The sequence below is a fragment of the Salinispora vitiensis genome (genome assembly GCF_000378825.1).
In the GTDB taxonomy this organism is placed as follows: Bacteria; Actinomycetota; Actinomycetes; order Mycobacteriales; family Micromonosporaceae; genus Micromonospora; species Micromonospora vitiensis.
Window position 1 is genome coordinate 5,007,365 of the sequence record NZ_KB900388.1, and the last position, 12,106, is coordinate 5,019,470.

Annotated in this window: 2 protein-coding genes and 1 pseudogene; all 3 read right to left on the reverse strand. The window is 66.3% G+C overall.

The features are described 5' to 3' along the window. Positions 1 to 259 precede the first annotated feature (259 nt). The 3 genes and pseudogenes from SALPAC2_RS0123635 to SALPAC2_RS0123650 all read right to left on the reverse strand — a co-directional run bounded on the left by SALPAC2_RS0123635 (position 260) and on the right by SALPAC2_RS0123650 (position 11,884). On the reverse strand, positions 260 to 3,946 hold the full coding sequence (locus tag SALPAC2_RS0123635; protein WP_026185083.1) for a S8 family peptidase: 3,687 nt from the start codon (positions 3,944 to 3,946) through the stop codon (positions 260 to 262). A gap of 254 nt (positions 3,947 to 4,200) precedes the next feature. Next, positions 4,201 to 8,012 (reverse strand): annotated as a pseudogene (locus SALPAC2_RS25310) (S8 family serine peptidase). Positions 8,013 to 8,182: 170 nt separating this feature from the next. After that, positions 8,183 to 11,884 carry a S8 family peptidase gene (locus tag SALPAC2_RS0123650; RefSeq protein ID WP_018219104.1) on the reverse strand — a complete coding sequence of 1,234 codons (3,702 nt, stop codon included), beginning with the start codon at positions 11,882 to 11,884 and terminating at the stop codon, positions 8,183 to 8,185. Positions 11,885 to 12,106 lie beyond the last annotated feature (222 nt).

Genomic DNA, 12,106 nt, shown 5'->3' on the forward strand with positions numbered 1-12,106 from the left:
TCATCCCGGCCGCCACGATGGCGGCGATCAGCCGCTGGCGGGTTACACCAGTGGCGAAGGGTCCTGGATGGGAAGACATGGCACGGTTCTACCGTCGATCGTCCGGTGAATGAACAGCTAGCGGCGGGCGGGTAACCGCCACGACGTCACTCCGCCACCGTGTGACCGTGACTCCACCGTCTGGGTCAGACCGTTGTCGACGTAGGTCGGGGCCGATGGGTCCCCGGAGCGTTGTCGGTCCGGGGACCCCGTTAGGTGGTTATCGCAGACCGTAGGCGCGGATGAGTTCTTGTTGGATGGCGAAGCCGGTGTCGGTTTCGGCGGCGGCGCGTACGGAGATGAAGCTGTCGGGTTGGTCGGGCAGTTTCAGGGTTGCGGTGTGGCGGTTGTTGTCGCCCTGTTTGAGGGTGATGGGTTGCCAGGTGGTGCCGTCGTCGTAGGAGACCTCGAGTTCTACTGCGGTGATGGTGCCGGTACCGGTACCGCCGGGCTGCGGCTTGGGGGTGATGCTGATTTCTTGGTGGGTGCCGGCTTCGACGTCGCCTCGTAGGTCGGTTTCCAGTTCGTAGTCGAGCTGCAGCAGGGTGAGCGGTTCGGGCGTGTTGGGGTCGGCGTCGTTGGTGCTGGAGATGAAGTCCCACTCGGTGTGGGTACGGGTCGACAGCCCCCACTGCTCGGCGGGGCGCGACGCGTCCAGCACAAGCCGGTACGGCAGCGTCCCGGCCGGCACCTCCGTGTATGGCAGGTACGCGCTCCTGGTGTTCTCGCGTAGCAGCGTGTCGCCCTGGTAGAGGGCGATGCTGGTCGGCGCCGAGCCGAGGAGGTGACGTCCGATGTAGTCAAGTTCGGGGCTTGATGGGCTCCAGGGCTGCGGGTAGAGAGTCATCCGATTCTGGTATCGGCGGTTTTGGAAGGCGCTCTGGTTGAAGGCCGGTCGGATGGCGGGGGCAAACCAGTCCAGCCGGGTGGTCGTGCCCTTGGCGTAGGTGCGTGCGTCCGCCGCGACTTTCCAATTGTGCTGTTCGTGGGTTTCGACCCAGGGGATGTCGGGGGTGACCCATTCGGTACGGGTGCTGGGATGCCACTCGGGTTTGAGGACTCCGACGGGGAGGCCGATGGCCGTGTCGGCGCGGTAGCCCTCACCAATGGTGTCCTGGACGGCGTGGTAGCGCGCGTCGATTCGGGCCAGGTCGCTGTGCCTCGGGTGGTAGGTGAGCGGCTGGTCCGGCACCTGGTCTCGCCAGACCTGGACCAGGTCGTAGATGGTATCGGGGTACTGCTCCTGGTCGACCTGCAGTGGGGGTATGCCGTGTTCGGCGAGGGTGATCAGGATGTTTCCGATGTCGCGGTGGATGCTGGCGACGGGGATGGGTGATTCGCCGACATTTTCGTGGAGGATTCCGGGGTTGTCGTTGACGATCAGGAGGAGTGCGGCTCCGGCGGCGGCTGCGGCGGCGGCCTGGTCGGCTGCGCTGATGTCGTCGCTGCGTTTGATGACGGCGATTTTGCCGTCGGCGTCGAGGTCGGTGTAGTCCTCGGGGGTGCCGGTGCCGGCGTAGACGGGGCGTAGCCATTGTTTGCCGGTGGTGATGGTGCTGCCGGGTTGGACGACGGCGTCGATGGGGAGTATGCCGAGGGCGCGCAGGCTCAGGACTGGTGCGCCCTTGCGCCACTTCGCTGCCATAGCGAAAGCGTTCCCGGTGGTCTTCTCGGTCGGTAGGACATACAGGTCGTCATATCTGTCCGGAATGTTGTAAATGTAGTGGAAAGGGCTGATCTCGGGGTAGTTGACGTATTCGAGTCTGCGCTGTCGGTTTTCGGTGCGTTGGGGGGTGGTGGTGTCGAGTAGTCGGGCCTGGCTGGCGTCCAGCGTTACCTCGGTTGGTTTGTCGAGCACCACTCCTGGGGCGACCAGCAGGGCGAAGCCGAGGGAGTCAGCCTGTTCGCCCGGAATATCCATTTCGCCGTAAACGGTATAGGTCCCGGGCGAAAGGCGTAGCGTCTCCTCGCCGTCAATATCGAAGGACGTGGGGAACGAATTGACGGATGTGAACGCCAGGCGTGAGCTGGTGGGTTCGCCGTTGTGGTCGCGGAGTTTGATGGTGAGGTCGTAGCGTTCGTCTTCTTTGATGAGGCCGAGGCTGGTGCGGGTGATGGTTTCACCGGTGCTGGGGTTGGTGCCGATGAGGTAGCCGGTGTGTTCGCCGACATCGGCTGCCGTTGGGTCGCCGGTTACCGGGACGTCTATTTGGCCTTCGGCGGGGACGGTGACGGTGGGGGTGTCGGTGGTGAATGCCTCGTTGCCGGTGGTGGTGAGGTTGAGGGTGACGGGTGTGGTGCTGGTGTTGGTGAGGGTGACCGACTTGGTGACGGGGGTGTCGGTGGGTTGGTGTGGCCAGTCGAAGTAGCCGAAGTAGACGGAGCCGGTGGCTCGTACGGTGGTGTTGACTGCGGCGGCGATGTCGAGGCGGCCGGTGCCGACCTGGTATGCGCTGTAGGTGTCGGCTAGGCCCTCGGTGCTGCTCGTGAGGGCGGTTTTGAGTTGTTGGCCGGTCCAGTTGGGGTGTTGTTGGGCGAGGATGGCGGCGGCTCCGGCGACGTGTGGGGTGGCCATGGAGGTGCCGTCGAGGCTGTGGTACATGCCGTCGCCGGTGCTGTGTTGGGAGCGGGCGGCGTTGATGGCGACGCCGGGGGCGGTGAGGTCGGGTTTCAGCGCACCGGTGCGGGCGAGGGGTCCGACGTTGGAGAAGCCGGCGAGTTGGTCCTGCTTGTCGACGGCGCCGACAGTTAGGGCACTTTCGGCGGTGCCAGGCGAGCCGATCAGGACGGAGTTGTTGCCGGCGGCGACGACGAAGAGGGTGTCGTGCTGTGCGGAGAGGGTGTCCACGGCGAGGGCCATCGGGTCGAGTCCGTCGGTGTGGGACGGGCTGCTGAGGCTCATGTTGACCACGTCGGCGCCGGATTCGGCGGCCCACTGCATGCCGGCGATGACCCAGGAGTCCTGGCCGTACCCGTTGTCGTTGAGGACTTTGCCGATGATCAGGTCGGCTGCGGGTGCGACGCCGGTGTTGTCGCCGTTGGAGGCGGCGCCGGTGCCGGCGATGGTGGAGGCGACGTGGGTGCCGTGTCCGTTGACGTCGGTGGTGTCTTCGTCGGGGACGAAGCTGACGCTGTCCTGGATCTGGTCGGTGAGGTCGGGGTGGGTGGGGTCGATGCCGGTGTCGAGGACGGCGACGGTGGCGCCGTCGCCGTCGTAGCCGGCGTCCCAGGCCTCGGGGGCGCCGACCTGTGGGACGCTGTCGGCGAGGGCGCCGGTTACCTGGCCGTCGAGCCAAAGCTTGGTTACGCCGTTGGCCCGGGTCTGACTGGATCCGGTGGTGAGGGTGGTCCAGAGGGTGCGGGTGTCTTCTTTGTCGGTGGTGAGGGCGTGGCCGTTGATGGCGGGTAGGTCGTGGGTGAGGGTGGCGCCGCGGGGCGCGGTGGTGCGGGTGCTGGTGTCGGGGTAAGTGGCGATGAGGGGTATTTGGGTGGTGTGGGCGTCGTCGTAGCCCATGTCGATGAGGTCGGTGACGTTGAACAGTCGCTGGTCGAGTCGGTCGTCGGTCAGGAGTGGCATCGCCTCGTCGGGCAGGACGTAGAGGTCGTCGCCGTGTTGTTGGACGCTGAAGCCGCCGGTGGTGTCGTCGGGCTGGTCGACCTCGGCGATGGTTTTGCCGCCGGTGAGGGTGCGGACGGTGACGACGTCGCCGGTGACCAGGGTGACGGTGTGCGTGCCCGTTACCGTGCCCGCGGGTGTCGCGATCGAGGCTGAGGGAGGTGGGCCGGCGGTTGCCGCGGTGGGATGGATCGCGGCGGCAGAGGCCGCGATCATCCCGGCCGCCACGACAGCGGCGATCAGCCGCCGCCGTGACCCGCCAGCGGCGAAGGGTCCTGGATATGAAGACATGGGCTAGGTTCTACCCATTTTGGTCGGTCAGGTGAACCGTTGGAGACGTGCGGGTAGCCGCCACGGCGCTACTCCGCCACTGGGTGACGGTGGAGCTACTGCTGGATGTCTCGGTCCACGGGACGAGGGCCAGCTCCGTGGCATGCGGCACGGTCGTCTGCGTTCGGTTCGGCTGCGGCTTCTCCAACCCTGACAAGGGAAGTCCGGCGGGGGTCCCCGGAGCGTGCTCGGTCCGGGGACCCTCCCGGTTTTGGTCAGCGTAGGCCGTAGGCGCGGATGAGTTCTTGTCGGATGGCGAAGCCGGTGTCGGTTTCGGCGGCGGCGCGTACGGAGATGAAGCTGTCGGGTTGGTCGGGCAGTTTCAGGGTTGCGGTGTGGCGGTTGTTGTCGCCCGGGGTGAGGGTGATGGGTTGCCAGGTGGTGCCGTCGTCGTAGGAGACCTCGAGTTCTACTGCGGTGATGGTGCCGGTACCGGTACCGCCGGGCTGTGGTCTGGGGGTGATGCTGATTTCTTGGGACGTACCCGCCTCGACGTCGCCTCGTAGGTCGGTTTCCAGTTCGTAGTCGAGCTGCAGCAGGGTGAGCGGTTCGGCCGTGCTGTGGCCGGCGTCGTTGGTGCTGGAGATGAAGTCCCACTCGGTGTGGGTGCGGGTCGACAACCCCCACTCGTCGGCCGGGCGTGACGCATCCAGCACCAGCCGGTACGGCAGCGTCCCGGCCGGCACCTCCTTGTGTGGCAGGAACGCGCTCCTGGTGTTCTCGTGTAGCAGCGTGTCGCCCTGGTAGAGGGCGATGGTGGTCGACACCGAGTCAGAGGGGAGCAGTCCAATGTAGTCAAGTTCGGGGCTTGATGGGCTCCAGGGCTGCGGGTAGAGAGTCATCCGATTCTGGTATCGGTTGTTTTGGACAAGGGTGCTCTGGTTGAAGGCCGGTCGGATGGCGGGGGCGAACCAGTCCAGCCGGGTGGTCGTGCCCTTGGCGTAGGTGCGTACGTCCGCCGCGACGTAAAGGTCACGCTGGATGTGGGTCTCGTGCCAGTCGATCCCTGGGGTGACCCATTCGGTGCGGGTGCCGGGGTGCCACTCTGGCTCGTATATCCCGAGCACAGTGCCGAGGGTGCTCTCGGCGCGGTAACCCTCACCAATGGTGTCCTGGACGGCGTGGTGGCGGGCGTCGATTCGGGCCAGGTCGTGGTGGCTGGGGTGGTAGGTGAGGGGCTGGTCGGGCACCTGGTCCCGCCAGACCCGGGCCAGGTCGTAGATGGTGTCGGCGTACTCCTTCTGGGTGACCTTTAGTGGCGGCATGCCGTGCTTTGCGAGTGTGATCAGGATGTTGCCGATGTCGCGGTGGACGCTGGCCACCGGGATGGGGGAGTCGCCGACCCAGTCGGAGAGGGCTCCGGGGCCGTCGTTGACAACCAGGAGGAGTTCGGCTCCGGCGGCGGCTGCGGCGGCGGCCCGATCGGGTGCGCTGATGTCGTCGCTGCGTTTGACGACGGCGATTTTGCCGTCGGCGTCGACGTTGGCGTACTCCTCGGGGTTGCCGGTGCCGGCATAGACGGGGCGCAGCCATTGGGCGCCGGTGGTGATGGTGCTGCCGACTTGGGCCAGGGCGTCGATGGGGAGCAGGCCGAAGGCGCGCAGGCTCAGGACCGGCTCACCCTTACGCCACCAGGCCACCATGCTGAACGCGCTCTCGGTGGGCTTCTCCGTCGGCAGGACATACAGGTCGTCGTACGTGTCCGAGATGTTGTGGGCGTAGTGAAAGGGGCTGCCTTCGGGGTAGTCGACGACGTATTCGAGTTTGCGCTGCCGGTTTTCGGTGCGTTGGGGGGTGGTGGTGTCGAGTAGCCGGGCCTGGCTGGCGTCCAGCGTTACCTCGGTTGGTTTGTCGAGTTTGATCCCTGGGGCGACCAGCAGGGCGAGGCCGAGGGAGTCAGCCCGTTCACCCGGAATATCAATCTCGGCGTGCAGGGTGTAGGTCCAGGGTGCGAGGCGCAGGGTTCGCTCACCGTCGACGGCGACGTATCCGGCGGAGCTTTCCCCGGCTTGGTTTATCAGGACGGCTCCGCTGGTGGGTTCGCCGTTGCGGTCGCGGAGTTTGATGGTGAGGTCGTAGCGTTCGTCTTCTTTGATGAGGCCGAGGCTGGTGCGGGTGATGGTTTCACCGGTGCTGGCATCGGTGCCGATGAGGTAGTCGGTGTGTTCGCCGATGTCGGCTGTTGTTGGGTCGCCGGTTACCGGAACGTCTATTTGGCCTTCGGCCGGCACGGTGACGGTGGAGTCGTTGAGGGTGAATGCCTCGTTGCCGGTGGTGGTGAGGTTGATGGTGACGGGGGTGGTGCTGGTGTTGGTGAGGGTGACCGACTTGGTGACGGGGGTGTCGGTGGGTTGGTGTGGCCAGTCGAAGTAGCCGAAGAACATTGAGCCGGTGGCCTGCACGGTCCTGTTTACCGCTGCCGCTACGTCGAGGCGGCCGGTGCCGACCTGGTAGGGGGTGTAGCTGTCGCGCAGCGCCTCGGCGCTGCTCGTCAGGGCGTTTTTGAGTTGTTGGCCGGTCCAGTTGGGGTGTTGTTGGGTGAGGATGGCGGCGGCTCCGGCGACGTGTGGGGTGGCCATGGAGGTGCCGTCTTTGCTTTCGTACATGCCGTCGCCGGTGCTGTGTTGGGAGCGGGCGGCGTTGATGGCGACGCCCGGGGCGGTGAGGTCGGGCTTCAGGGCGCCGGTGCCGGCTAGTGGTCCGATGCTGGAGAACCTGGCGAGTTGGTCCTGTTTGTCGACTGCGCCGACGGTGAGGGCACTTTCGGCGGTGCCGGGGGTGCCGATGAGTCCGCCGTTGTTGTTGCCGGCGGCGATGACGAAGAGGGTGTCGTGTTGTGCGGAGAGGTTGTCCACGGCGAGGGTCAGTGGGTCGAGTCCGTCGGTGCGGGAGGAGTCGCCGAGGCTCATGTTGATGATGTCGGCGCCGGATTCGGCGGCCCATTGCATGCCGGCGATGACCCAGGAGTCCTGGCCGATGTTGTCGTTGTTGAGGATTTTGCCGATGAGTAGGTCGGCTGCGGGTGCGACGCCGGTGTTGTCGCCGTTGGAGGCCGTACCGGTGCCGGCGACGGTGGAGGCCACGTGGGTGCCGTGCCCACTCAGGTCGGTGGTGTCTTCGTCGGGGACGAAGCTGACGCTGTCTTGGATTTGATCCACGAGGTCGGGGTGGGTGGGGTCGATACCGCTGTCGAGGACGGCGACGGTGGCGCCTTTGCCGTTGTAGCCGGCGTCCCAGGCTTCGGGGGCGCCGATTTGGGGGACGCTGTCGGCGAGGGTGCCGGTTACCTGGCCGTCGAGCCAAAGCTTGGCGGCGTTGCTGCTTTCGCGAGGCTCATCGGACCCGGACCCGGACCCGGACCCGGACCCGGACCCGGACCCGGACCCGGACCCGGACCCGGACCCGGACCCGGACCCGGACCCGGGACCCGGAGCCGGAGCCGGAGGCGGTGGCCTCGGCGGTGAGGGTGGTCCAGAGGGTGCGGGTGTCTTTCTTGTTGGTGGTGAGGGCGTGGCCGTTGATGGCGGGTAGGTCGTGGGTGAGGGTGGCGCCGGAAGGTGCGGTGGTGGTGCGGGTTGCTGCTTCCGGGTAGGTGGCGATGAGGGGTATTTGGGTGGTGTGGGCGTCGTCGTAGCCCATGTCGATGAGGTCGGTGATGTTGAACAGTCGTTGGTCGAGTCGGTCGTCGGCGAGCAGTGGTTTGGCTTCGTCGGGTAGGACGTAGAGGTCGTCGCCGTGTTGTTGGACGCTGAAGCCGCCGGTGGTGTCGTCGGGTTGGTCGACCTCGGCGATGGTTTTGCCGTCGGTGAGGGTGCGGACGGTGACGATGTCGCCGGTGATCAGGGTGACGGTGTGCGTTTCCGGGGTGGTGGCGGGTGTGGCGATCGAGGCTGAGGGGTGGGCCGGCGGTCGCGGCGGTGGGATGGATCGCGGCGGCGGAGGCCGTGATCATCCCGGCCGCCACGATGGCGGCGATCAGCCGCTGGCGGGTTACACCAGTGGCGAAGGGTCCTGGATGGGAAGACATGGCACGGTTTTACCGTCGATCGTCCGGTGAATGAACAACTAGCGGCGGGCGGGTAACCGCCACGACGTCACTCCGCCACCGGGTAACGGTGACGGAGCGTCGTCGTCTGCCTTGCGTTGGGGTCTGCAGGGGTCCCGGAGCGTTGTCGGTCCGGGACCCCGCCGGTCAGTTCAGCGCAGGCCGTAGGCGCGGATGAGTTCTTGTCGGATGGCGAAGCCGGTGTCGGTTTCGGCGGCGGCGCGTACGGAGATGAAGCTGTCGGGTTGGTCGGGCAGTTTCAGGGTTGCGGTGTGGCGGTTGTTGTCGCCCTGTTTGAGGGTGATGGGTTGCCAGGTGGTGCCGTCGTCGTAGGAGACCTCGAGTTCTACTGCGGTGATGGTGCCGGTACCGGTACCGCCGGGCTGCGGCTTGGGGGTGATGCTGATTTCTTGGTGGGTGCCGGCTTCGACGTCGCCTCGTAGGTCGGTTTCCAGTTCGTAGTCGAGCTGCAGCAGGGTGAGCGGTTCCGGGGCTTCGGGGTCGGCGTCGTTGGTGCTGGAGATGAAGTCCCACTCGGTGTGGGTACGGGTCGACAGCCCCCACTCCTCGGCCGGGCGCGACGCGTCCAGCACAAGCCGGTACGGCAGCGTCCCGGCCGGCACCTCCATGTCTGGCAGGTACGCGCTCCTAGTGTTCTCGTGCAGCAGCGTGTCGCCCTGGTAGAGCCGCGTGTTCGTCGGCACCGAGCTGAGGCCCATAAGTCCGCCGTGTTCCAGTTGGGTGCCCGAGGGGCTCCAGGTTTGCACGTTGAGGGTCATGGTGTCCTGGTATCGGCTGTTTGGATGGTCGTAGCCGCGGCTGAAAGCGGGCCGGACGGCGGGTGCGAACCAGTCCAGGCTGGTGGTCGACCCCTTGTCGTACGAGTTGCTGTAGGAAGCATCGCGCCAGCGGCCTTGTTGATGGCTTTCGTGCCAGTCGATTCCTGGGGTGACCCATTCGGTGCGGGTGACGGGGTACCACTCTGACTCGATGATTCCGAGCGTCAGGGCGAAGGTCAGGTCGTGGCGGTAGCCCACACCAGTGGTGTCCTGGACGGCGTGGTAGCGAGCATCGATTCGGGCTAGGTCGTGGTGGCTGGGGTGGTAGGTGAGGGGCTGGTCCGGCACCTGGTCCCGCCAGACCTTGACCAGGTCGTAGATTGTGTCGGGGTGCTGCTCCTGGCTGACCTTCAGCGGCGGTGTTCCGTGTTTGGCGAGTGCGATCAGGATGTTTCCGATGTCGCGGTGGACGCTGGCGACGGGGATGGGGGAGTTGCCGACGTATTCGTGGAGGATTCCGGGGTTGTCGTTGACGATCAGGAGGAGTGCGGCTCCGGCGGCTACCGCAGCTGCGGCCTGGTCGGTTGCCCTGATGTCGTCGCTGCGTTTGATGACGGCGATTTTGCCGTCGGCGTCGACGTCGGTGTAGTCCTCGGGGGTGCCGGTGCCGGCGTAGACAGGGCGTAGCCACTGGGTACCGGTGGTGATGGTGCTGCTGGTTTGGACCACGGCGTCGATGGGCAGCAGGCCGAAGGCGCGCAGGCTCAGGACCGGCTCACCCTTACGCCACCGGGCCCCCATGCTGAACGAGCTCTCGGTGGTCTTCTCAGTCGGCAGTACATACAGGTCGTCGTAACTTCCCGAGACTTCGCGTATGTAGTGGAGGGGGTTGCCTTCGGGGTAGTCGACGACGTATTCGAGTTTGCGCTGTCGGTCCTCGGTGCGCTGGGGGGTGGTGGTGTCGAGTAGTCGGGCCTGGCGGGCGTCCAGGTTTACTTCGGTTGGTTTGTCGAGTACGACTTCCGGGGCGACCAGCAGGGCGAGGCCGAGGGAGTCGGCCTGTTCACCCGCGACCTCAAACTCAGTTTTCAGGGTGTAGGTCCCGGGTGGGAGGCGCAAGGTCTGCTCACCGTCGACGTCGAGGAAGTCGGAGAACCGCCCACTGGCCTCCTCCATCTGGACGGTCGCGCTGGTGGGTTCGCCGTTGCGGTCGCGGAGTTTGATGGTGAGGTCGTAGCGTTCGTCCTCTTTGAGGAGGCCGAGGGCGGTGCGGGTGATGGTTTCGCCGGTGCTGGGGTTGGTGCCGATGAGGTAGCCGGTGTGTTGGCCGGTGGTGTCTCCGCGGGGGTCGCCGGTTACCGGGACGTCTATCTGACCTTCGGCGGGCACGGTGACCGTGGGGATGTCGGGAGCGAATGCCTCGTTGCCGGTGGTGGTGAGGTTAAGGGTGACGGGGGTGGTGCTGGTGTTGGTGAGGGTGACCGATTTCGTGATGGGGGTGTCGGTGGGTTGGTGTGGCCAGTCGAAGTAGCCGAAGAACATTGAGCCGGTGGCCTGCACGGTCCTGTTTACCGCTGCCGCTACGTCGAGGCGGCCGGTGCCGACCTGGTAGGGGGTGTAGCTGTCGCTCAGCGCCTCGGCGCTGCTCGTCAGGGCGGTTTTGAGTTGGGTGTTGGTCCAGTTGGGGTGTTGTTGGGTGAGGATGGCGGCGGCTCCGGCGACGTGTGGGGTGGCCATGGAGGTGCCGTCTTTGCTTTCATACATGCCGTCGCCGGTGCTGTGTTGGGAGCGGGCGGCGTTGATGGCGGCGCCGGGGGCGGTGAGGTCGGGTTTGAGTGCGCCGGTGCGAGCTAGGGGTCCGGCGCTGGAGAACCTGGCGAGTTGGTCCTGTTTGTCGACTGCGCTGACGGTGAGGGCACTTTCGGCGGTGCCGGGGGTGCCGATGAGTCCGCCGTAGTCGTTGCCGGCGGCGACGACGAAGAGGGTGTCGTGCTGTGCGGAGAGGGTGTCCACCGCGAGGGCTATCGGGTCGAGTCCGTCGGTGCGGGAGGAGTCACCGAGGCTCATGTTGACCACGTCGGCGCCGGATTCGGCAGCCCACTGCATGCCGGCGATGACCCAGGAGTCGTAGCCGATGCCTCCGTCGTTGAGGACTTTGCCGATGATCAGGTCGGCTGCGGGTGCGACGCCGGTGTTGTCGCCGTCGGAGGCGGCGCCGGTGCCGGCGATGGTGGAGGCGACGTGGGTGCCGTGTCCGTTGACGTCGGTGGTGTCTTCGTCGGGGACGAAGCTGACGCTGTCCTGGATTTGATCCACGAGGTCGGGGTGGGTGGGGTCGATGCCGCTGTCGAGGACGGCGACGGTGCTGCCGTCGCCGTTGTAGCCGGCGTTCCAGGCTTCGGGGGCGCCGACCTGGGGGACGCTGTCAGCCAGGTCGGCGTGGACCTGGCCGTCGAGCCAGAGCTTGGTTACGCCGCTGGCTCGGGTCTGACTGGGTCCGGCGGTGAGGGTGCTCCAGAGGGTGCGGGTGTCGTTCTTGTTGGTGGTGAGGGCGTGGCCGTTGATGGCGGGTAGGTCGTGGGTGAGGGTGGTGCCGGAAGGTGCGGTGGTGGTGTGGGTTGCTGCTTCCGGGTAGGTGGCGATGAGGGGTATTTGGGTGGTGTGGGCGTCGTCGTAGCCCATGTCGATGAGGTCGGTGACGTTGAACAGTCGCTGGTCGAGTCGGTCGTCGGCGAGTAGTGGTTTGGCTTCGTCGGGTAGGACGTAGAGGTCGTCGCCGTGTTGTTGGATGCTGAAGCCGCCGGTGGTGTTGTTGGGTTGGTCGACCTCGGCGATGGTTTTGCCGTCGGGGAGGGTGCGGACGGTGACGATGTCGCCGGTGATCAGGGTGACGGTGTGCGTTTCCGGGGTGGTGGCGGGTGTGGCGATCGAGGCTGAGGGGGGTGGGCCGGCGGTCGCGGCGGTGGGATGGATCGCGGCGGCGGAGGCCGTGATCATCCCGGCCGCCACAATGGCGGCGATCAGCCGCCGTCGATGTGACCCGCCAGCGGCGAAGGGTTCTAGATAGGAACGCATGGATTTAGTTCTACTGATGTGGCTCTATCAGGTGAACAGTTTCCTGCTGGCGGGTAGCCGTCACGGCGCTACTCCGCCACCGAGTGACGGATGCTCCGCCGCTGGGCGTCTTGACTGGTGGGCGGGGTGAGGGCCCGCTCGGTGGTATCGAGCATGCGCTTTGCCTTGTGGCGGGACTCGCGGGACTCGCGCGGGGCGGGGTCCCCGGAACCTGGTCGGTCC